19 protein-coding genes and 1 riboswitch are annotated in these 21,265 nt (G+C 71.5%); of the genes, 11 read left to right on the top strand and 8 right to left on the bottom strand.

Annotated elements, in window-relative coordinates; all coding sequences use genetic code 11:
• Positions 1–129 precede the first annotated feature (129 nt).
• The 3 genes from ACIRB7_RS04270 (at position 130) to otsB (ending at position 2,725) form a co-directional block, all read left to right on the top strand.
• Positions 130–1,413 (top strand): extracellular solute-binding protein, encoded by a 1,284-nt coding sequence (locus tag ACIRB7_RS04270; protein WP_403592051.1) that lies wholly within the window; start codon positions 130–132, stop codon positions 1,411–1,413.
• A gap of 94 nt (positions 1,414–1,507) precedes the next feature.
• A complete protein-coding gene (locus ACIRB7_RS04265) occupies positions 1,508–1,792 on the top strand; it encodes a DUF3263 domain-containing protein (protein WP_403592048.1) in 285 nt (94 codons plus the stop codon).
• Positions 1,793–1,882: 90 nt separating this feature from the next.
• Complete coding sequence (gene otsB / locus ACIRB7_RS04260) at positions 1,883–2,725, top strand: trehalose-phosphatase (RefSeq protein ID WP_403592045.1); 843 nt, start codon at positions 1,883–1,885, stop codon at positions 2,723–2,725.
• Positions 2,726–2,747: 22 nt separating this feature from the next.
• Here the strand turns inward: otsB and ACIRB7_RS04255 are convergent, their stop codons facing one another.
• Positions 2,748–3,632 (bottom strand): NAD(P)-dependent oxidoreductase, encoded by an 885-nt coding sequence (locus tag ACIRB7_RS04255; protein ID WP_403592042.1) that lies wholly within the window; start codon positions 3,630–3,632, stop codon positions 2,748–2,750.
• A 97-nt stretch (positions 3,633–3,729) separates the two neighbouring features.
• Here ACIRB7_RS04255 and ACIRB7_RS04250 point away from each other — a divergent pair, with 97 nt between their 5' ends.
• Positions 3,730–4,074 carry a winged helix-turn-helix transcriptional regulator gene (locus ACIRB7_RS04250; protein WP_403592039.1) on the top strand — a complete coding sequence of 115 codons (345 nt, stop codon included), beginning with the start codon at positions 3,730–3,732 and terminating at the stop codon, positions 4,072–4,074.
• Here ACIRB7_RS04250 and ACIRB7_RS04245 read toward each other — a convergent pair.
• From ACIRB7_RS04245 to ACIRB7_RS04235, 3 genes are all read right to left on the bottom strand, one after another.
• A complete protein-coding gene (locus ACIRB7_RS04245; protein WP_403592036.1) occupies positions 4,064–5,419 on the bottom strand; it encodes a trehalose-6-phosphate synthase in 1,356 nt (451 codons plus the stop codon). The two genes, ACIRB7_RS04250 and ACIRB7_RS04245, sit on opposite strands and share 11 nt — an antisense overlap.
• 115 nt (positions 5,420–5,534) lie before the next feature.
• Positions 5,535–6,869 carry a hypothetical protein gene (locus tag ACIRB7_RS04240; RefSeq protein WP_403592034.1) on the bottom strand — a complete coding sequence of 445 codons (1,335 nt, stop codon included), beginning with the start codon at positions 6,867–6,869 and terminating at the stop codon, positions 5,535–5,537.
• A gap of 38 nt (positions 6,870–6,907) precedes the next feature.
• Positions 6,908–7,849: a glucosyl-3-phosphoglycerate synthase gene (locus tag ACIRB7_RS04235; protein ID WP_403592032.1), complete on the bottom strand. Its 942-nt coding sequence runs from the start codon at positions 7,847–7,849 to the stop codon at positions 6,908–6,910.
• Positions 7,850–7,969: 120 nt separating this feature from the next.
• A riboswitch (SAM riboswitch) is annotated at positions 7,970–8,115 on the top strand.
• Between the two features lie 17 nt (positions 8,116–8,132).
• Between ACIRB7_RS04235 and thrC the strand changes: the two genes are divergently transcribed.
• The 5 genes from thrC (at position 8,133) to ACIRB7_RS04210 (ending at position 12,949) form a co-directional block, all read left to right on the top strand.
• Positions 8,133–9,437 carry a threonine synthase gene (gene thrC, locus ACIRB7_RS04230; RefSeq protein ID WP_403592029.1) on the top strand — a complete coding sequence of 435 codons (1,305 nt, stop codon included), beginning with the start codon at positions 8,133–8,135 and terminating at the stop codon, positions 9,435–9,437.
• Positions 9,438–9,479: 42 nt separating this feature from the next.
• Positions 9,480–9,758 (top strand): MoaD/ThiS family protein, encoded by a 279-nt coding sequence (locus ACIRB7_RS04225; protein ID WP_017238235.1) that lies wholly within the window; start codon positions 9,480–9,482, stop codon positions 9,756–9,758.
• Between the two features lie 424 nt (positions 9,759–10,182).
• Positions 10,183–10,386 carry a cold-shock protein gene (locus ACIRB7_RS04220; RefSeq protein ID WP_015035246.1) on the top strand — a complete coding sequence of 68 codons (204 nt, stop codon included), beginning with the start codon at positions 10,183–10,185 and terminating at the stop codon, positions 10,384–10,386.
• Between the two features lie 308 nt (positions 10,387–10,694).
• Positions 10,695–12,323 carry a chaperonin GroEL gene (gene groL / locus ACIRB7_RS04215; RefSeq protein ID WP_403592026.1) on the top strand — a complete coding sequence of 543 codons (1,629 nt, stop codon included), beginning with the start codon at positions 10,695–10,697 and terminating at the stop codon, positions 12,321–12,323.
• A gap of 155 nt (positions 12,324–12,478) precedes the next feature.
• Positions 12,479–12,949 (top strand): SRPBCC family protein, encoded by a 471-nt coding sequence (locus tag ACIRB7_RS04210; RefSeq protein WP_403592023.1) that lies wholly within the window; start codon positions 12,479–12,481, stop codon positions 12,947–12,949.
• A 12-nt stretch (positions 12,950–12,961) separates the two neighbouring features.
• On the opposite strand, the gene ACIRB7_RS04205 is transcribed toward ACIRB7_RS04210, so the two are convergent.
• Complete coding sequence (locus ACIRB7_RS04205) at positions 12,962–13,726, bottom strand: class I SAM-dependent methyltransferase (protein WP_403592020.1); 765 nt, start codon at positions 13,724–13,726, stop codon at positions 12,962–12,964.
• Between the two features lie 260 nt (positions 13,727–13,986).
• Here ACIRB7_RS04205 and ACIRB7_RS04200 point away from each other — a divergent pair, with 260 nt between their 5' ends.
• A complete protein-coding gene (locus tag ACIRB7_RS04200; protein ID WP_403592018.1) occupies positions 13,987–17,181 on the top strand; it encodes an FG-GAP-like repeat-containing protein in 3,195 nt (1,064 codons plus the stop codon).
• On the opposite strand, the gene ACIRB7_RS04195 is transcribed toward ACIRB7_RS04200, so the two are convergent.
• Positions 17,175–17,687 carry a hypothetical protein gene (locus tag ACIRB7_RS04195; RefSeq protein WP_403592015.1) on the bottom strand — a complete coding sequence of 171 codons (513 nt, stop codon included), beginning with the start codon at positions 17,685–17,687 and terminating at the stop codon, positions 17,175–17,177. The two genes, ACIRB7_RS04200 and ACIRB7_RS04195, sit on opposite strands and share 7 nt — an antisense overlap.
• Before the next feature lie 101 nt (positions 17,688–17,788).
• Here ACIRB7_RS04195 and ACIRB7_RS04190 point away from each other — a divergent pair, with 101 nt between their 5' ends.
• On the top strand, positions 17,789–19,285 hold the full coding sequence (locus ACIRB7_RS04190; protein WP_403592012.1) for an alpha/beta hydrolase: 1,497 nt from the start codon (positions 17,789–17,791) through the stop codon (positions 19,283–19,285).
• A gap of 10 nt (positions 19,286–19,295) precedes the next feature.
• Here the strand turns inward: ACIRB7_RS04190 and murQ are convergent, their stop codons facing one another.
• Positions 19,296–20,231, bottom strand: a complete 936-nt coding sequence (gene murQ / locus ACIRB7_RS04185) for an N-acetylmuramic acid 6-phosphate etherase (protein ID WP_403592009.1) — start codon at positions 20,229–20,231, stop codon at positions 19,296–19,298.
• 55 nt (positions 20,232–20,286) lie between these two features.
• Positions 20,287–21,204, bottom strand: a complete 918-nt coding sequence (locus ACIRB7_RS04180; RefSeq protein WP_403592006.1) for a MurR/RpiR family transcriptional regulator — start codon at positions 21,202–21,204, stop codon at positions 20,287–20,289.
• Positions 21,205–21,265: the final 61 nt, after the last annotated feature.

Raw genomic sequence — 21,265 nt, 5'->3', positions numbered from 1 at the left:
GGTCATGATCCCGCCGGTGTTGCGGAAGAGAAACCGGACTGGTGTAGACCTCTAATCAGGCACGGGAGAGACTTGTCCCCTGCGCGGAGCCGACGACAGGGCTCCGAGCAGCTCAACGACGAGCAAAAGGTGGATGAAGCCGTGGAGCGGCGACGATTCCTTGGATTGACCGCGGCCGCCGCCGCACTCGGACTGACCGCCACGGTCGCCGGCTGCGGCTCCCTGGGGGGTGACTCCGGCGACGTGACCCTCAGACTGGTCGCCGCCGAGTACGACCTCAACGGCGGCGACAGCACCAAGAAGTACTGGACCGACCTCGTCGCCGCCTACGAGGCCGAGCACCCCGGCGTCAAGGTGGAGGTGCGGGTCGAGTCCTGGGACGACGTCGACCGCAAGGTCGCCGAGATGGTCAAGGCCGACGAGGCCCCCGACATCGCGCAGATCGGCTCCTACGCCGACTACGCGGCCGCCGGTGAGCTCTACGCCGCCGACGAGCTGCTCTCCATACCCGTCCAGGCCAACTTCCTCGCCCCGCTCGTCGACGCCGGCGAGTACAAGCGGACGCAGTACGGCCTGCCCTTCGTGGCCTCCACCCGGTCCCTCTTCTACAACAAGGCCCTCTTCAAGGACGCCGGTGTCGAGGCCCCCACCACGTGGGCCGAGCTCGCCGCCGCCGCCGAGAAGCTGAAGGACAACGGTGTCCGCACCCCGTTCGCGCTGCCGCTCGGGCCCGAGGAGGCCCAGGGCGAGGCCCTGATGTGGCTGCTCAGCGGCGGCGGTGGCTGGACCGACGGCACCGACCGGTACGCCGTCGACTCCGACGCCAACATCCGCACCTTCGAGTGGCTCAAGCAGAACCTCGTCGGCAAGGGCCTCACCGGGCCCGTCGCGCCCGGCAAGCTCAACCGCAAGGCCGCCTTCGCCGCCTTCGCGAAGGGCGAGGTCGGCATGCTCAACGGCCACCCCTCGCTCCTCCAGCAGGCCGCCAAGAAGGGCGTCGAGGTCGGACAGGTCCCGCTGCCCGGCGTCGACGGTCCGGCGGAGGCCGCCATGGGCGTCGCCGACTGGCTCATGGGCTTCAAGCAGAACGGTCACCGCAAGGAGATCGGCGACTTCCTCAACTTCGTCTTCAGCGACGCGAACGTCCTGAAGTTCGCCGGCGACAACGACCTCCTGCCGGTCACCGTCAGCGCCTCCACCCGGATGGAGACCGAACCCGAGCACGCCGACCTGCGGGTCTTCCTGAAGACGCTCCCGGACAGCCAGCTCCCGCCGGTCGGCAAGACGTCCTGGGGCCAGGTCAGCGAGCACATCAAGCAGAACATCGGCAAGGCCGTCTCCCCGGCCGGGCGCCCCGCCGACGTCCTCGGCTCGATCAGCCGGATGGCGACGGCGGCGGAGAACGCCGAGTAAGCCGAGTAATAGGTTGGTCTTATGACCGAGGATGGCCGTATGGCTGAGGATGGTCGTATGACCGAGGACGACGGCGTATGACCGAGGACGGCGTATGACCGAGGACGGTCGCGCGACCGAGGACCGGGAAGCGGTGGACCCCGGCGACGACGAGAGCGGGCTCGGCGCGCGCGAGCGGGCCCTCCTCGCCGTCGAGCGCCGCTCCTGGCCCGGCCCCGGCGCCAAGGAACGAGCGGTACGCGAGCGGCTCGGGCTCTCCCCGACCCGCTACTACCAGCTGCTCAACGCCCTCCTCGACGACCCGCGCGCCCTCGCCCACGACCCGGTGACGGTCAACCGCCTCCGCCGGGTGAGGGCGGAGAGGCAGCAGCGGCGCTGAGACGGGCGCGGAGGACCCGTACAGGGGCGCCGCGCTCGTCATGCGGGACGCCCCGCTGACGTGGGCGCCTCGCGTCGGTAGGGTCGGGGCATGGTCAGCAGCCTTCCGCACCCGACCACATCCGCCGGCCGCGACGGTCTGGCCGCGCTTCTCGCGCGGCCCGAGAAGGCCGTCGTCGCCCTCGACTTCGACGGCACACTCGCCGAGATCGTCGCCGACCCCGAACAGGCCCGCGCCCACCCCGGCGCCGTCGCGGCGCTCGCCGCGCTCGCCCCCAGGGTCGCCTCCGTCGCCGTCGTGACCGGCCGCCCCGCGGGGGTCGCCGTGCGGTACGGCGGCTTCGCCGGGGCGCCCGGCCTTGAGCACCTGGTGGTCCTCGGCCACTACGGCGCCGAACGCTGGGACGCCGTCACCGGCACCGTCCAGGCCGCCGCCCCGCACCCGGGGGTGGCCTCGGTACGCGCCGAGCTCCCCGGCTTCCTGGACCGGGCCGGGGCCTGGCCGGGCGTCTGGATCGAGGAGAAGGGCCGCGCGGTCGCCGTCCACACCCGCCGCGCCTCCGACCCCGAGCGGGCCTTCGAGGCGCTGAAGGGCCCGCTCGGCGAGCTCGCCACCCACCACGGCCTGGTGCTGGAACCGGGCCGCATGGTCCTGGAGCTGCGGCCGCCCGGCATGGACAAGGGCGTGGCGCTCGCCGAGTACGTACGGGAGGTGGGCGCCGGGTCCGTGCTCTACGCGGGTGACGACCTGGGCGACCTGCCCGCCTTCGCCGCCGTCGAGAAGCTCCGCTCCGACGGCACCCCGGGCCTCCTGGTGTGCAGCGGCTCCACCGAGGTGCCGGAACTCACCGACCGCGCGGACCTCGCGGTGGCCGGCCCGCCGGGAGTCGTGGACTTCCTCGCGGGGCTCGCGGCGGCGGTACGGGGGGACTGAGCGGCCGCGTCGAGTCGGGGGCTCACTTCACCAGCAGGTCGACGACGCCCGTCAGGTCCTCCTCGCCGCTGCCCACGGCGAGGCGGCGGCGCATGAGCTCGAAGTACGGCTGGATCAGCTCCGGGCTGACGCCCTGCTGCTCGGCCGTCGTCAGGAAGGTCGGCGTGCCGGCCACCTGCATCGCCAGGTTGGAGACCACGTCCCTGGTGTAGTCGCCGCTCTTCAGCTGGGCGGCGGTCTGCAGCACGGAGGGGCCCGCCATCGCCGCGATCCAGCCGGAGAGCAGCGGGGCGAACGCGGTCGGGTCGATGTCCTCCCTGCGGATCAGGGCGAAGGCGTGCGCGACGCCCCCGAACATGCCGTACATGGCGCTCAGCAGGGCCACGTCGTGCAGCGCCGCAAACCCGGCGTCCTCACCGACGTAGGTCGTGCCGACCGGGACGGCGAGGGTCTCGCGGTGGAGTTCGAACAGCTCCCGCGAGCCGCTGTAGAAGACGTACCCGCCGGCCTCCGGGACACCGACCATCGGCGGGACGGCCATGATGCCGCCGTCCAGGTAGCGGGCCCCGCGCTCCTCGGCCCACGCGGCACGGGCGCGGGCCTGGGCGGGGGTCGTGGTGGTGAGGTTGACCAGGTCCTTGCCGGTCAGGTCTACGCCGTCGAGGGCCGCGCCGACGGAGGCGTCGTCGAGGAGGCAGACGATCACGAGGGCGCCGGCCGAGACGGCCGCGGCGGCGCTGTCGGCGGCCTTCGCGCCCTCGGGGACGAGCGCCTCGGCGCGGGCCGGGGTGCGGTTCCAGACGGTGAGCGGGTGACCGGCTTCGAGCCAGGTACGGGCCAGGGCGGTGCCCATCGCACCGAGGCCGAGCAGGGTGACGGGGGACTTCTCAGCGGTGTTCTGTGTCATGTCCACAAGACTGCGGCAGGCCTCTGACCTGCTCAAGTACCCACTCTGGAGTGGGTGGTTACCCTGGGGTGAGCGAACAGGTCAGAGGGGTGGGCACATGACGACGCTGAACCGGCCGGGGGCCGAGGACGGGCACGTCTGCGGGATCGACACCGCGATGGAGGTGATCGGCGGCAAGTGGAAGGTCCTCATCCTCTGGGCCCTCCACCAACAGCCGCACCGCCGCTTCGGCGAGCTGCGCCGGATGGTCCCGGGCATCACGGAGAAGGTCCTCGCCTCCCACCTGCGCGAGATGGAGACGGACGGCATCGTGGACCGCGTCTCCTACGACGAGGTCCCGCCCCGAGTCGAATACGCCCTCACGAAGGACGGCATCCGCCTCAACGAGGCCCTGGAGCCGTTGGCGGCATGGGGGCGGGAGCGGGTTACCCCTACGCCCTGAGCGCCTCCAGCTGGTTCAGGAACCAGCGCTGTGGGGGCAGGGCCGTGGCCGCCGCCGCGAGGCGCTTCGAGCGGTCGGCGCGTTCGGACGGGGGCATCGACAGGGCCCTGTGGAGGGCCTCGGCGGTCTCCGAGACGTCGAAGGGGTTCACCGTGAGGGCGTCCTCCTTCAGCTCGTCGTAGGCGCCCGCGCCCGTCGACAGGACCAGGGCGCAGCCGGCCTCCGAGACGACCGGTATCTCCTTCGCGACCAGGTTCATGCCGTCGCGGACCGGGTTCACCAGGGCCACGTCCGCGAGCCGGTAGGCGGCGAGGGAGCGGGGGAAGTCGTCCTGGACGGAGACGATGACCGGCTCCCAGTCCGGCGTGCCGAACTCGGCGTTGATCTCGTCCGCGAGGGCCGCCACCGAGGCCGTGTACGCCCGGTACGACTCCAGGTCCTGCCGTGAGGGGTACGCCGAGGCCAGGTGGACCACCCGGTCCCGCCATTCGGGGTGGGTGGTCAGCAGCTCGCGGTAGGCGAGCAGGCCGCGCAGGATGTTCTTCGACAGCTCGGTGCGGTCCACCCGGACGATGGTCTTCCGGTCGCCGACATCAGCCCGGAGCCCGGCCAGCCGCTCGTCCACCACGGGCCGGTGCGCGAGCGCCCTCAGCTCGTCGGCGTCGACACCCAGGGGATACACCTCGACCCGGGTGCCCGCGGCTCCGTCGCCCGCGCAGTTCCGGAACGCCGTCGCCCACTCCTCCGTGTGGAAGCCCAGCTGGTCCGCGCCGAGCATCCCCCGCAGCAGCTCCTCGCGGATGTCGTCCGGGAGCATCCGCAGGTACTCCGGCGAGGCCCACGGCGTGTGCGTGAAGTGGGCGATCCGCAGGTCGGGGCGGAGCTCCCGGAGCTGCCCCGGCACCAGGGCCAGGTGGTAGTCCTGCACCAGGACCGCCGCGCCTTCGTCCGCCTCGGCGGCCAGCGCCTCGGCGAAGGCGCGGTTGTAGCTCTGGTACGACTCCCAGAGGCGCCGGAACTCCGCGTCGAAGACCGGCTCGCGCGGGACGTCGTACAGATGGTGGTGGAGGAACCACAGCACCGAGTTCGCGATGCCGTTGTACGCGTCGGTGTACGTGTCCGGGTCGATGTCCAGCATCCGTACGCCCGGCTCGCCCACCCCGCGCCTGACGGCCTCGCGGTCGCCCGCGCCGAGTGCCGCGCACACCCACAGGCTGTCCTGGGAGGAGACGGCGCTCAGGCCCGAGACCAGACCGCCACCGCCCCTGCGGGCGTCGAGCGAGCCGGCCTCGTCGAGCTTGTACGAGACCGGGCCCCGGTTGGATGCCACGAGCACAGTAGCCATGTGGCGAACCTAGCCCGTCCCGTAAACGCTCAAACGTACGTATACGAGATGGCTGGTTCCGGACACGCTCAGTTGCCGCAGGTCAGTCGCCTGTCCGTCGCCTGTCGGTCGCCTGTCAGTCGCGCCGGCCGCGCATCGCCGCCTTCGCCACCAGGCCCGTCGCCGCGAGCGCGAGGGCGAGCGCGCCCAGCAGCCACAGCCGCTCGCCGTTGCCGCCGGTCTCGGCCATCGAGCCGCTGTTCCCTTGGGGGCCGGGGGCGGGCGGGGCCGGGGGAGCGGGGAACGCCAGGGATGCGGGGGTCGGGTCCACCGGGGTCGGCGTCGGGGTGGGGGTCCGGGTCGGGGTCGGGGTCGGAGTGGGGGGCCGGGTCGGTGCCGGGGTCCGGGTCGGTGTGGGTGTCGGCTTCGGTTTGTCGGGGCTCGCCGCCTTCGTGGGCTCCGGATCCGGCAGCGGTACGGAGAAGGCGAGGGCCGAGGGCACGTAGGTGTCGCCGCTCGGGGAGAAGGTCAGGTCGGCCGAGGTCGCGCCGGCCGGGACGGCGCCGTCCGGGACGTCGAAGGCCTGGACGAAGCCGTCGGTGTCGCGGGTGCGGCTCTCGGTGACCCTCTTGCCGTTGACGAGGAACGACGCGCCCGGGGCGTTCCGGTCGCCCCCGTACGCGTTCACGCTCGCCCGTACCGTGCCCGGCCCCCGGTGGAAGCCGCCGACGGTGACCGTGGTCGCGGGGGAGGTCGAGCGCTGGAGGACGTGGCCGCCATGCACCTGGACGTTCCGCCGCTCGGGCGCGCGGACCGGGTCCGGGCCCGGGAACCGGTGGACGACCGTCAGGGACCAGCCCGCCACGCAGCCCTTGCCGTTCGCCGCCCAGATGTTGCCGACCGCGATCCGCGCGTCCGTCCCCTTGAGGCCCTTGAAGGCGGCGGTCACGTCGGACTCGCCCGTGTAGTAGTGCGGTCCTCCGGTGGCGGGCGGGTCCGTGACCATGCTGTCGATCGAGACGGGGGTCGCGGGGCCCGCGCCGACCCTGATCACCGGGGCGGTCGTCGAGGGGTCGCCGGGCGAGGGGACGACCTCCGGGCCCGAGAGGTCGCAGCGACTGAGGGGCACACCGCCCGGGCCCTGGTACGTGCCGTCGTTGCCGCCCCAGAAGAGCCGGGCGTACGCGACCTCGGCGCCCGCCGGGATCGCGAGACGCCCGGTGCCGGAGCCGTAGCCGCCCCCCGCGCCGGCGCAGCGGGCGGCCGGGCCGGCGGGGGCGATGGGGCAGCCCATGACCGTGTCGCCGATCGTGGTGAAGTCGCCGTACAGGGACTCGTCGTACCGCTTGCCGAAGGGCTCGACCACGTCCGCCGCGGCCGGTCCCGCCGTGGTGAGCGCGAGCGAGCCCGAGCCCGCCATCAGCACGACGGCCGCGAGCACCTTGCCCAGGTGATGTTGTCTGAAGCGCATAAAAGGGCAATGTAGGCAAAACACATCATCATGGGGCGTTACGCCACGCGGCGGCGCGCGTACTCCACGATCTCGGCCATCGGCGGCCGCTCCTCCGTGTCCACGGCGTACGTCCGCGGGGTGAACCCCGACTCGCCCCGCTCGAACTGGGTCAGCAGCGGCCGCACCAGATGCCCCCGCGACAGCCGCAGCTGCGCCGTCCGGTAGATCGCCGCCGCCATCCGGCCGAGCGCCTGCCCGTCCTGGTGCCGGTGCTTGCGCACCCCCACGTCCACCTGCGCGAGCGCGTCGAGGCCCACCGTGTGCAGGGCGTCGACGAGCAGCCCCAGCTCCACTCCGTAACCGACGGGGAAGGGCAGCCGTTCGAGCAGCGAGCGGCGCGCCGCGTACTCGCCGCCGAGCGGCTGCACGAAGCCGGCCAGCTGCGGCCAGTGCAGGTTGAGCAGCGGGCGCGCCACCAGCTCCGTGACGCGGCCTCCCTGACCAGGGGCGTCGCCGAGGGGTCGGTCGTACATCGCCTTCACGAAGTCCACGTCCGGGTCCGTGAGCAGCGGGCCCACGATCCCCGTCACGAAGTCCGCGGAGAAGTCCCGCAGATCCGCGTCCACGAAGCAGACGACGTCCCCGCTCGTCACCATCAGTGAGCGCCACAGGACCTCGCCCTTGCCCGGCACCGCCGGGATCCGGGGGAGGATCGCGTCCCGCGCGACCACCCGCGCCCCGGCCGCGGCCGCCACCTCCGCCGTACGGTCCGTGGAGCCCGAGTCGATCACCACCAGCTCGTCGACGAGCGGCACCGACTCGCTCATCAGCTCGCGCCGGATGACGGAGACGATGTCCCCGACCGTCGCCTCCTCGTTGAGCGCGGGCAGCACCACGCTGACCCTCGTCCCCCGCTTGGCGGCGAGAACCCGCTCAAGCGGACGGTCGGCCACGGACCAGGACCGCCGGTCCAGCCAGCGCTCCACCTCTTCCAGCACGTGATCTCCATCTCGCGGTTCGGACGACCATCTCAACCGTCCATGCCTTCGGTTACAGTCTTGAACAACGCGGATGCCCGATGCATGTCGGGGTGCCGCCCGCGTTACACAACCGAATACCGCTCATCCAGAGGGGCAGAGGGAAACGGCCCGTTGAAGCCCCGGCAACCCTCCAGTCGGTTACTTGTCCTCCAGGCGAGGTCCCCGACTAGGGAAGGTGCCAAATCCGTCTCATGGCGAAAAATTCGTCATGGGAAAGATGAGGAGAAAGGGCCTCCCCTCCATGGCTGTACAGACCGCCACCCCCGCGACCTCCGCGAACACCGCGAGCACCGTCGACCTCGGTCCCGCGTCCGGGCTTTCCTGTCGCGAATGCGGTGAAGTCTTCGCACTCGGTCCGATCTTCGCCTGCGAGCTCTGTTTCGGACCTCTCGAAGTCGCGTACGAGCTCCCCACCGGCGACCCCGAGGCGCTGCGCAAGCAGATCGAGGCCGGCCCCGCCAACATCTGGCGCTACGCCCCTCTGCTGCCCGTCCCCGCCGACGTCGCCGACAAGCCGAACCTGAACCCGGGCTGGACCAAGCTCGTCCAGGCCGACAACCTCGCCCGCGAGATCGGCGTCGCCCCCGGCAAGCTCTTCGTCAAGGACGACTCCGGCAACCCGACCCACTCCTTCAAGGACCGGGTCGTCGCCCAGGCCATCGAGGCCGCCCGCGCCTTCGGCTTCACCACCCTCTCCTGCTCCTCCACCGGCAACCTGGCCGGCGCCGTCGGCGCCGCCGCCGCCCGCGCCGGCTTCCGCTCCTGCGTGTTCATCCCGCACGACCTGGAGCAGGGCAAGGTCGTCATGGCCGGTGTCTACGGCGGTGACCTCGTCGCCATCGAGGGCAACTACGACGACGTCAACCGCTTCTGCTCGGAGCTCATCGGCGACCCGCTCGGCGAGGGCTGGGGCTTCGTGAACGTCAACCTCCGCCCGTACTACGGCGAGGGCTCCAAGACGCTCGCGTACGAGATCTGCGAGCAGCTCGGCTGGGTCATCCCCGACCAGCTCGTCATCCCGATCGCCTCCGGCTCCCAGCTCACCAAGATCGACAAGGGGCTCCAGGAGCTCATCAAGCTGGGCCTCGTCGAGGACAAGCCGTACAAGATCTTCGGCGCCCAGGCCGAGGGCTGCTCCCCGGTCTCCGTCGCCTTCAAGGCCGGCCACGACGTCGTCCGCCCGCAGAAGCCGAACACGATCGCCAAGTCGCTCGCCATCGGCAACCCGGCCGACGGCCCGTACGTCCTCGACATCGCCCGCCGCACCGGCGGCGCCGTGGAGGACGTGAACGACGAGCAGGTCGTCGACGCGATCAAGCTGCTCGCGCAGACCGAGGGCATCTTCGCCGAGACCGCGGGCGGCGTGACCGTCGGCGTCGCGAAGAAGCTCGTCGAGAACGGGCTGATCGACCCGAACCTCACCACCGTCGTCCTCAACACCGGCGACGGACTCAAGACCCTGGACGCGGTGGCCGACACCTCTCAGGCGACCGTCACCATCCGCCCGAGCCTGGACGCGTTCCGCGACGCCGGCCTGGCGCTCTGAGCCGGCCCGCTTTCCTGGCCCACTGAAAGGTTACGAAGACACATGGCCGTGAACGTCCGCATCCCCACCATCCTCCGCACGTACACGGGTGGGCAGTCCGAGGTCCAGGCCGAGGGCGCGACCCTCGCCGAGGTCATCGCGGACCTGGAGAAGAACCACACGGGCATCGCCGCCCGCGTCCTGGACGACCAGGGCAAGCTGCGCCGCTTCGTCAACGTGTACGTCAACGACGACGACGTGCGCTTCGAGCAGGGCCTGGAGACGGCGACGCCGGCGGGCGCGGGCGTCTCGATCATCCCGGCGGTCGCCGGCGGCTGCTGAGCGCCGGGGCCGCTGAGTCCTCTCGGCTGTCCCGTCTTTCTCGAAGATCTCGAATTGCCCCTTCCGCGCCATAAAGCGGAGGGGGCAATTCTGCATGGTTGAGCGGGGTAGAGTTGGGGAAGTCCCCTCCGCTGCTCATGCCGGACGCATATGAGAATGCGTCCCCGCGCGACAAGAAGCAGCCAAAGTGTGTGCGCCTTGTGTACCTTCTGCGTACTTTGCCGGGCCCGACTTGCCCTGGAATTAAAGGGATTCTCCCCGATTCACCTTTCCGTGACGCCCAGAAATCTCGCTCGATTGACCTGTTGCAGAGGGCAGTTGGGCAGATACATTCAGCCGCGGTCGACGCGTTCCGGCGCAGGGTCTGACCCGGGACCCGCGAAGTGCGGGCCCCGCGCAAGGGCCAGTAATAGGGGAGTTAGGCATGGCTCAGGGCACCGTCAAGTGGTTCAACGCGGAGAAGGGCTACGGCTTCATCGCGGTCGACGGTGGTGCGGATGTTTTCGTCCACTACAGCGCGATCCAGATGGATGGTTACCGCAGCCTCGAAGAGGGACAGCGAGTCGAGTTCGAGATCTCGCAGGGCCAGAAGGGTCCGCAGGCGGACATGGTCAAGCTCGCCGTCTGAGCGCGGCGCGATCGGCCACCGACGCAACGCCGTCGAGGGGCCCGCATCCCTGAGGGGATACGGGCCCCTCGTGCGTTCCCGGGGGCGTCGACCCTTCTCGAAAACCGAGAGTCGCTTGCACTCGCATGGGTCGAGTGCTAATCATTGGCGTTAGCACTCGGCACGTGAGAGTGCTACGAGGATCGGGCACGACGAGGTCGCCGGCCGGGTGGGGCAAGGAACCACACGGAGCTCCGGAGGCCGTCCGTCGCGGGCGTCGGCGCGGTCCTGGAGCGTTATCCACCCCATGTCCGGGAGGACCACTTCACATGGCCAAGATCATCGCGTTCGACGAGGAGGCCCGGCGCGGTCTCGAGCGCGGCATGAACCAGCTCGCTGACGCCGTCAAGGTCACCCTCGGCCCCAAGGGTCGCAACGTCGTCCTCGAGAAGAAGTGGGGCGCCCCCACGATCACCAACGATGGTGTCTCCATCGCCAAGGAGATCGAGCTCGAGGACCCGTACGAGAAGATCGGCGCCGAGCTGGTCAAGGAAGTCGCCAAGAAGACGGACGACGTCGCCGGCGACGGTACGACCACCGCCACCGTTCTCGCCCAGGCGCTCGTCCGCGAGGGCCTCCGCAACGTCGCCGCCGGTGCCAACCCCATGGCCCTCAAGCGCGGCATCGAGAAGGCCGTCGAGGCCGTCTCCGGCGCCCTCCTCGAGCAGGCGAAGGATGTCGAGACCAAGGAGCAGATCGCTTCGACGGCCTCCATCTCCGCCGCCGACACCCAGATCGGCGAGCTCATCGCCGAGGCGATGGACAAGGTCGGCAAGGAAGGCGTCATCACCGTCGAGGAGTCGCAGACCTTCGGGCTCGAGCTCGAGCTCACCGAGGGCATGCGCTTCGACAAGGGCTACATCTCGGCGTACTTCGCCACCGACATGGAGCGCATGGAGTCGTCCCTCGACGACCCGTACCTCCTGATCGTCAACTCCAAGATCTCCTCCGTGAAGGACCTGCTCCCGCTCCTGGAGAAGGTCATGCAGTCGGGCAAGCCGCTGCTGATCATCGCCGAGGACGTCGAGGGCGAGGCCCTGTCGACCCTGGTCGTCAACAAGATCCGCGGCACCTTCAAGTCCGTCGCGGTCAAGGCCCCGGGCTTCGGCGACCGTCGTAAGGCCATGCTGAACGACATCGCCATCCTCACCGGCGGCACGGTCATCTCCGAGGAGGTCGGCCTGAAGCTGGAGAACGCGGGCCTCGACCTGCTGGGCCGCGCCCGCAAGGTCGTCATCACCAAGGACGAGACCACCATCGTCGACGGTGCCGGTGACAGCGAGCAGGTCGCCGGTCGCGTGAACCAGATCCGCGCCGAGATCGAGAACAGCGACTCGGACTACGACCGTGAGAAGCTCCAGGAGCGCCTCGCGAAGCTGGCCGGCGGCGTGGCCGTCATCAAGGCCGGTGCCGCGACCGAGGTCGAGCTCAAGGAGCGCAAGCACCGCATCGAGGACGCCGTTCGCAACGCGAAGGCGGCCGTCGAGGAGGGCATCGTCGCCGGCGGCGGCGTGGCCCTGCTCCAGGCCTCCTCGGTCTTCGAGAAGCTCGAGGCCGACCTCACGGGTGACGAGGCCACGGGCGCGAACATCGTGAAGCTGGCCCTCGAGGCCCCGCTGAAGCAGATCGCGGTCAACGCCGGCCTCGAGGGCGGCGTCGTGGCGGAGAAGGTCCGCAACCTGCCCGTCGGTCACGGCCTGAACGCCGCGACCAACGAGTACGTCGACCTCATCGCCGAGGGCATCATCGACCCGGCGAAGGTCACGCGCTCCGCGCTGCAGAACGCCGCGTCGATCGCCGCGCTGTTCCTCACCACCGAGGCCGTCATCGCCGACAAGCCGGAGAAGTCGTCCGCGCCGGCCGGCGGCGGCATGCCGGGCGGTGACATGGACTTCTGATCCTTCGGGATCGGTGGTTCATCGCTGAACGCGAAGAACAGAACGAGGGCGGTACCCCCACGGGGGTGCCGCCCTCGGGCGTTTCCCGGCAGGAAGTGCCCCGAGGGGTGGGCGGGGCGATCCTGGAATGGTCTCTTCGGGAAGGGATCGAAGCCATGGTCACCCTGCTCACCACGCCGGCCGACCGCGAGCTGGTCATCACCCGCACCTTCGACGCCCCGCCGGCGCGCCTCTGGGAGGCGTGGACGGACCCCGCGCACGTACGGGAGTGGTACGGGGTGTCCGGGCTGACCACCACGGTCGTCGACATCGACCTGCGGGTGGGCGGCGCGTGGCGCTGGGGCCAGACCGCCCCCGACGGTCAGGAGATCGTCTTCTCCGGTACGTACGAGGAGGTCGTCCCGGCGGAACGGCTCGACTACACGGAGGTCTTCGAGCAGATGCCGGACGGGGAACCGGTCCGGGTGACGCTCAGCTTCGACGCCACCCCGGACGGCGGCACGGCCCTGACCAGCACGTCCTTCTGGCCGTCGAACGAGATCAGGGACCAGGCGCTGGAGGCGGGCATGGAGGCGGGGGTGAGGGAACAGTACGACCGGCTGGCGGAGCACCTGGCGTCGATGTGACCCGGCCCCGGGTCAGCGGCGGCGGAAGAGGGCCGTCCAGAGGAAGGATTCGCCGAAGGAGGGGGAGTCGGCGGGTTCGGCGCGCATGCGGCGGAGGGCGACCTCCGCGAGGCCCGGCTCGCCCGGGCCGGTGAAGATCGCGCGCAGCTCGGCGTCGGTGTAGGCGAGTCCGCCGTCCAGCATCCCCTGCCGGTAGAAGTCGGCGTCCGGCAGTTCGGAGCCCATGCCGCCCTGGCCGGCCGCGAACGCGGTGAGCGCGAAGTGGCCGCCGGGGGCGAGGGCGCGGTGCAGGAGCGCGAGGTGGCTGACGCGGCGGTGCGGGGGCAGGTGGTGGAAGCAGCCGGAGTCGTAGATCAGGTCGTACGGCCCGTCCGGGGCGGCGCCCTTGAAGGCGTCGCCGCACGTGAACCGGATGTTCGTGACCCCCGCGTCCCGGGCCCGTTCCTCCGCCCAGCGGATGGCGGTGGGGGAGAGGTCGACGGCGTCCACGTCGTAGCCGAGCGAGGCGAGGTACAGGCTATTGCGGCCGGGCCCGCAGCCGAGGTCGAGGGCCCTGCCGCCGGCGGTCGGGAGCAGGCCCCGCTCGACGTACGAGACGAGGTTCTCGTCGGGCTTCGCGACGAAGAACGGCACGGGCTTGTCGCGGTCGGCGTAGAACCCGTCCCACCAGTCGGCCCCGCCGCTCTCGGTCCACCGGTCGGCGGCGGGCGCGAAGAGGCCGTCGAGCAGGGTGAGGACGTCTTCGGTGGTGCGGATGGTGCGGGCGGTGTCGCTCAAGTGACCTTCCCTCCGAGTCCCTCAAGAATACGGGGAGTTGAGGTGAAAGCCCAGGTCGCGAGTCCGGGAAGGGGCCTTTCGCATCCCGCCGGGGAAAGTTTCTGGCGTCTTCGGCTCGCGTGAATGTACGATCCGGCTGCCGACAGGGGGGGTCCCGCCGGCCCCGTCCGGCGCGGTCCACAGTCCGCCCCGTGCCCTGCCCGCCGTGCCCGCCCTCCCTCGTCGTACCCGCTTTCGCACCCGTACGAGGGGACACGTACTTGTCCGTCCGAAGAGCCGTCGCGCTCGCACTGACCGCGGCCCTCGGCGCCACAGGCCTGACGGCCGCCACGACCGGACCCGCCGCCGCTACCACGTCCGGCGACGCCGTTGTCGTCAGCCCGGGCGCCCGTTTCGTGCCCCGCGCCACCATCGTCCTGAACGCCGGGGAGACCGGCTTCCTCACCGCACAGGAGGGGGACGACCGGGTCCGCTGGATCGACTACGCGACCGGCGCGACCACCGTCCTCGACCACCGCCTGCCGAAGCCGCTCGCGTACGACGTCGACCAGTACCGCTTCACCGAGTACCCGGCGGACTTCGGACACGGCTCCGACACCGTCGCCGTCCATTCCGAGAGTCCCACCCCGCACGTGACGCTCCAGCAGCGGGCGGGCGGCGGTGCGACGACCACGGTCCCGATCCCGGAGGGGCAGACGTACGTCGCGACGTACGGCGACACCGTCATCACCCGGACCGGCACCGAGAGCGCCGTGACGAGCCTGCACCTCCTGCACCCGGAGGACGGAGGGGTACGGGAACAGAAGCTGGAGGGCCTGCCCGAGGGCTGGAACCTCTCCATCAGCGAGGGTGACGCCCGATCGGTCGCCGTCCGTGGCATCAAGTGGGAGAACAGCACGATGTCCCAGGGGTGGTGGGTCGTCGACCTCGCCGCCGGGAGCATCAAGACGCTCTCCACCCATGGCGAGAGCGTCTCGTTCGACCGGGACACGGTCTTCCACATGGGTGCCCCGTCCGGCAGCGACGCCCAGGTGTACCGCCGCGACGACCTGGACGCGGCCCCGACCACCCTCGACATGCGCGACATCGCCTCCTACGACGACGTCGTCCGGCGGCTCGGCGACGACTTCGTCACCGTGACGCCGCCCAGCTCCGGCAACGACGGCGGGTACCGGGGCAACCATCTCGTCCTACGGGACGCCTCGGGGTCCTGGAAGTCACTGCTGGCCGTCGCCTCCCCCTCGGTGCACCGCACGCCCGACGGCTCGCTCCTGGTCGCCGGCGCCGAGCAGAACACCACCTACGGTGCCCTCGACTGGGGGTACTACCTCTTCTCCGAGGCCGCCGACGGCACGATCGCCCGCAAGCGCCTCGCGGACATCGAGGACATGGAGGCCAAGCCCTACGGCATCTCCCTCGGCAGCGGCATCCTCACCACGGCCGACGACTCGAACCTGTACCAGCCGGGCGGCATCATCGGCGGCTACCGGAGCACCTGGCTGAAGACCTCCGGGCGGCCCGAGGAGCTGCGCTCGACCGTCGACGGCCTGGTGCAGGGCAGGGACGACGACTGCAGCCCCACGTGGCTCGTCTACTGCGTCAGCATGTTCGCGAGCGGCGACGGCCACCACGGCCGCAAGGCGGGCACCGAGCAGGATCTGACGATGCTCTACCGGAACGGGTCCGCCGCGGCCGGCCCGAGGCTGACGACCGGACTGGGCAGTCCGCAGCTCGTGGACCTCTCCGGCCGGTTCGGCGTGGTGAACCAGGGCTGGGACGGCAGCCAGGCCGTCGTCGAGTTCCGTGGCACCGACTCCGGCGCCGTCCTCCAGAAGCGCACGCCAGTCGCCTCGGCCGTCTGGGGCAACACGCTGTGGAGCGCCCTCGGTCGCCAGGAGGGCAGCGAAAACCCGTCGACCACCGTGGTCTCCAAGACGCTTCCGGCGGCGGCCGCCACGGTGCAGTCCTTCGACGCGGGCTGCGTCCCCGGCCAGCTCCAGGCCGTGGGCCGCCTCGTGTACTGGAAGTGCACGAACTTCTGGGGCGACGACTTCAAGGGCGCCGGCCTGTACGACCAGGCCAGCGGGCGCACCCTGCGCCTCGGCCAGGACGACGTCCTGCTCGGCGACGGCTACTTCGTCTCTCGCTCGGACGTCACCGGCCTCACCCTCTACGACGTGCGCAGCGGTCTCCCGACGAGCGGGAACCTTGCCGACGCGCCGCACCGCGTGGTGGCCACCCCCGCTGACCTCGGCGGGAACACGGCCCGTCGCGCCGGCTGGACCGTTGACCGCTTCGGCGGGCACGTCGCCTACACCGGTCCCGACCGCCGCGTGCGGATCGTCCCGTCCGGCGTCCCGGCCTCCCGGATCTCCGTCATCGACGCGGACGCGGCGGCCGGCGTGAATCTGAGGACGGGCACATGGAAGCCCCGCTGGTGGCTGTCCAAGCCCGCCGCCTCCTGGTCCTTGACGCTCAAGCACAAGGCGACCGGCAAGGTCGTCAGGACGCTGAGCGGGGGTGAGGCACGCGGCATCGTCAGCACCACCTGGGACGGGAAGGACGCGGCGGGGCGCCTCGTCGTGAACGGTTCCTACACGTGGACGCTGACCGCGAAGGCCGCCGACGGCGTTCAGGCGGACCTGTCCTCGTCCGGGACGGTGTCGGTGTCCGGTGGCGCGGCCGTGTGGCGTGATCTCGCCGGGGACGACGGTTTCGGTGATCTGCTGGTGATGGACACGGCGGGGCTCGTGTCGATGTACCGGGGGACCGGTACGGGCGCGGTGTCGGCGCGGATCGCCGGTTCGGGGGCGAAGTTCGCGACCTCGTCGGTGTTCGTGCCGGTGGGTGACCTGAACGGGGACCGTTGCGCGGATGTGTACGTCCGCGTGGGCGACCAGCTGCGGGCGTACCGGCCCGGGTGCGGGAAGGTCGTCTCGGCCTCCTCGCCGTACACGCTCGTCGGCTCCGGCTGGGGGCAGTACGACGTGCTGACGTCGCCGGGTGACGTGAACGGTGACGGGTACGCGGACCTGATCGCGCGCCAGGCGTCGACGGGCGATGTGTACTTCTACGGCGGCACGGCCGATCACCGGGTGAAGCCCCGGGTCCGTTTCGGCGCCAACTGGAAGCTGTACAAGAAGCTCGTGGGTGCCGGTGACCTGAACGGTGACGGCCGTGGTGACCTGCTGGCCGTCGACGCGGCGGGTGTGCTGTGGCGGTACTACGGCACGGCGACCGGTGGTGTGTCCGCGCGGGCGCAGGTCGGCGTCGGCTGGGGCGGGTACACCTCGCTCGTCGGCGTCGGTGACCTCTCCGGGGACGGTCGCTCCGACCTCGTGGCGCGTGACGCGGCCGGGAAGCTGTGGCGGTACAGCAGCACCGGGACGGGTGCGTACGGCACGCGGGCGCTGATCGGCGCGAGCGGCTGGCACACCTTCAAGGGTCTCTACTGAGCCTCCCGCTTCCCCCGAGGGCCCGGCCGTCGTGACGGCCGGGCCCTCGGGCGTTCCCGCTCGCCGTCCGACGGGGGCGGCGGCGTTCCCACCGTCATGCCCTCGCCGTCCTGGAACTCGATCAGGATCCCGCTGTCCGTCAGGAGGATCCAGCACGCGTAACCCTCGTCGAGGATCGCGCCCGCGTGCCGTGCCGCCGACGCGGCCGGCAGGGCGATCGACGGGACCACGAAGTTGTCCCAGAAGACGACCACGAGTTCGTCGGGTCCCGCGTGGACGCCGAGGAGGGAGGCCAGGGCGGCCCCGTCGTAGGCCTCGCACCGCTCGACGACGTGGGCTCCCCGCCAGTCCAGCCGGGCCGATCCGATGGTCCGGAAGCGGTTCAGGCTCGCCGCGGCGAACTCCCGCTGGTCCTCGTACGAGAGGAGCAGTACGTCCTCGCCCAGGAGCCCCAGGACCTTGCCGATGTACTCCGGGTGGCTCCCGTACCCTCCGCGCGCGTTCACCCGGCCAGTCAATCAGGCCCGGGCGGCCGGGGGTTGGCCCCACCCCTGACCGGCGTGCCTGCCGGATGGGGTGGCGGGGGTGGATTCGGGAGGCTGTGCGCATGACAACGAATCGTGGACGTAAGGCCCTGGTGCTCGCCCTCTCCGCCGCCGCCGTCGCCGGGGTCGCCGTCAGTGGGGGAGGGGCCGCCCCCGCCGTTGCGGCCGGGCTTGACTGGGGGGACTGTGACCCTGCCGTGAAGCCGCTTTCGGGGCAGCGGTGCGCCACGCTCTCCGTACCACTGGATTACACCGATCCGGGCGGCGAGCAGATCGAGCTCGCCGTGTCCCGGCTGCCCAGTACGCGGCCCGAGGCGCGGCGCGGGACGCTGATGGTGATTCCCGGTGGGCCCGGGGGTTCCGGTGTGCAGCGGCTCGCGCAGAAGGGGGCCGCGCTGGCGGGCGAGATGGACGGGGCGTACGACCTGGTGGCCTTCGATCCGCGCGGGGTCGGCGGTTCCGCGAAGGCGCGGTGCGGGCTCGCCGAGGAGGACCGGTGGATGGTGACCCTGCGGTCCTGGCCGGGCGCGGACGGCGGGATCGACGAGAACGTGGCCCGTTCGAAGCGGATCGCGGAGGCCTGCGCCCGTAACGGCGGCGCGATGCTGCGCGGCCTGTCGACGGCGAACCAGGTCCGGGACCTGGAGCGGCTGCGGCAGGCGCTCGGCGAGCGGAAGCTGTCGGCGTGGAGCACCTCGTACGGGGCGTATGTGGCGGCCGCGTACGCCGAGAAGTACCCCGGCCGCACCGACCGCTGGGTTCTCGACAGCAGCAACGACCCCGACCCGCGGCGGGTCGCCCGGGGCTGGCTCGAAGGCATGGCGTGGGGGGCCGAGGACCGGCTCCCGGACTTCGCGGCCTGGGCGGCGCACCCGGACAGGGCGGCGGAGGGCCTGCGGCTCGCGGAGCGGCCCGGGGACGTACGGCAGGTCGTCCTCGATCTGGCGGCCCGGCTCGACCGGGAGCCGCGCGCCACGACGACGCCGGGGGCGCCGCTGACGGGGACCGTGTTCCGTCAGGCGTTCCAGCTCGCGCTCTACTCCGACGCGGCCTTCCCGTCCTTCGCCCGCCTGGTGACGGAGGCGCTCGACCCGGCGGGGCGGCCGGCGCTGCCGCGGGAGCTCTCCGGGTCGATGCCGGACGCCGACGCCGCGATCACCGTGGGCGTCATCTGCAACGACGTGGACTGGCCCGCGTCCGTACCGGCGTACGAGCGCGCCGTCGCCGCGGACCGGGCGCGGTATCCGCTGACGGCGGGGATGCCGGCGGGCATCACGCCCTGCTCCTTCTGGAAGGGCGGGGCCGTGGAGAAGCCCGTCCGCATCACCGACCGCGGCCCGTCGAACATCCTGATGATCCAGAACCTGCGGGACCCGGCGACGCCGTACGCCAAGGGGCTGCGGATGCGGGCGGCGCTCGGCGAGCGGGCACGGCTCGTCAGCGTCGACCGCGGCGGCCACGGGGTCTACCTGGGCAACGGGAACGCGTGCGGCGACGGGGCGGTGACGCGGTTCCTGACAGAGGGGGTGCGGCCGGCGGAGGACGTTCTCTGCGGGTGAGGGGCGGTGGTTACGCGGTGGGCTCGGGCGCGTGCAGTGCCGCGCGCAGGTGGCCCTGGGATTCCCGCAGCCGGCGTTCGGCCGTCGGGGCGTCGATGTCGGCGAGGAGCATGAGGATCGCGTTCTTCACCTCCCCGTCGGCGGCGGCGAGTGCGGTCTCGATCTGCTCGTCCGGGGCGCCGGTGGCCAGGGCGACGATGCGTCGCGAGCGGGCCTGGAGCTTGTCGTTGGAGGCGCGGACGTCGACCATCAGGTTCCCGTAGGTCTTGCCGAGCCGGATCATCGTGATCGTCGAGATCATGTTGAGGACGAGCTTCTGGGCCGTGCCCGCCTTGAGCCGGGTCGAGCCGGTGAGCAGCTCGGGGCCGGGGACGACCTCGATGCCGTGTTCGGCGGCGGCGGCGAGCGCGCTGTCCTCGTTGCAGGACAGGCCGATGGTGAGCGCGCCGAGCGCGCGGGCGTGTTCGACGGCGCCAATGGCGTACGGGGTGCGGCCGGAGGCGGAGACGCCGACGACGGTGTCGTCGGCGGTGACGCCGAGCGCGGTGAGGTCCCGCGCCGCGAGCTCCTTCGAGTCCTCGGCACCCTCGACGGCCTTGACCATGGCGGACGGGCCGCCCGCGATGATGCCGACGACCTGGGACGGGTCGGTGTTGAAGGTGGGCGGGCACTCGCTGGAGTCGAGGACGCCGAGGCGGCCCGCGGTGCCGGCGCCGAGGTAGATGAGACGTCCGCCGCGGGCCATGCGGGCGGCGGTGGCGTCGATGGCGGCGGCGATGGCGGGGAGCTGCCGGGCGACGGCGGCGGGGACGGTGGCGTCCTCGCCGTTCATGAGCGCGGCGATCTCGGCGGTGGGGAGCTGGTCGATCTCGGCCAGTTCCGGACGGAACGCTTCCGTGGTGAGCGTGGCCAGCTGGGCGCGGAGTTCGGAGTAGGTAGCAGACACGTGCGGCTCTTTCGGCTCTTGCGGTGCTGTGGTCGCTTTGGTCAGCGCATGGGCGTCAGCGGGTGCGGGGGGCGTGACGGTGGGCGAGGGCCTCGTACGAGGCGGCGAGGGCAGGGGCCGCGGTCTCGTACGTACGCTGGGTGACGCAGGTGAACAGGCAGTCCACGACCAGGAGTTGACTGGTCCGGGACGACATGGCCGCCGGACGCAGTTCGCTCTCGCGGGCGGTGGACGTGGTGAGGATGTGGTCGGCGTACTGCGTGACGGGCCCGTCCGGGCGGCCGGTGATCGCGACCGTGGTGGCGCCGTGGTCGAAGGCGACCCGCAGCGGTTCTATGACGTCGCCGGTGGAGCCGGAGTGGGTGATGGCGATGGCCACGTCGCCGGAGCGGAGCTGCACGGCGTTGGTGACGGCGAGGTGCGGGTCGCTGTGGGCGTGCGCGATGAGGCCGATGCGGAGGAGTTTCTGGCCGAGGTCCTGGGCGACGAGGCCGGAGGCGCCGATGCCGTAGATGTCGATGCGGCGGGCGGTGGCGAGGGCGGCGACGGCGGCGCCGAGCTGCACGGTGTCGAGTCCGGCGGCGGTGTCGGCGAGGGTCTGCTGCTCGTCGTAGGCCAGTTTGGCGACGACGTCGGCGATCGGATCGTCGACGGCGATGTCGGCGGTGACGGCGGGCGCGCGGCCGGACTGCTGCTGGGCGGCGAGCCCGGCGAGTGCGAGGCGCAGGTCGCGGTAGCCGGGGTAGCCGAGGAGGCGGGCGGTGCGGACGACGGTCGCCTCGCTGGTGCCGGTGAGTTCGGCGAGGCCGGTGACCGTGAGCGCGGCGCAGCCGGCCGGGTCTCCGGCGACGGCCTCGGCGACCCGCTGCATGGAGCGGGTCATGGACGGCGCGAGGGTCCGCACCTTGGCCGCGAGGGCGGCGGGCGCGGGCGGCGCGCCGCTCGTGAAACTTTCCTTCACATCATTGGTCACCTTTGAAAGATACTTTCGGGAGCGTGGGGGCGACAAGACCCCGCCGGTCCCGGATCCGGCC

Origin of the sequence: Streptomyces sp. NPDC093795, assembly GCF_044764665.1 — a bacterium.
Classification (GTDB): Bacteria; Actinomycetota; Actinomycetes; order Streptomycetales; family Streptomycetaceae; genus Streptomyces.
The sequence above is the reverse complement of the archived record's forward strand: the minus strand, read 5'-3'. Positions and strand labels throughout refer to the sequence as shown.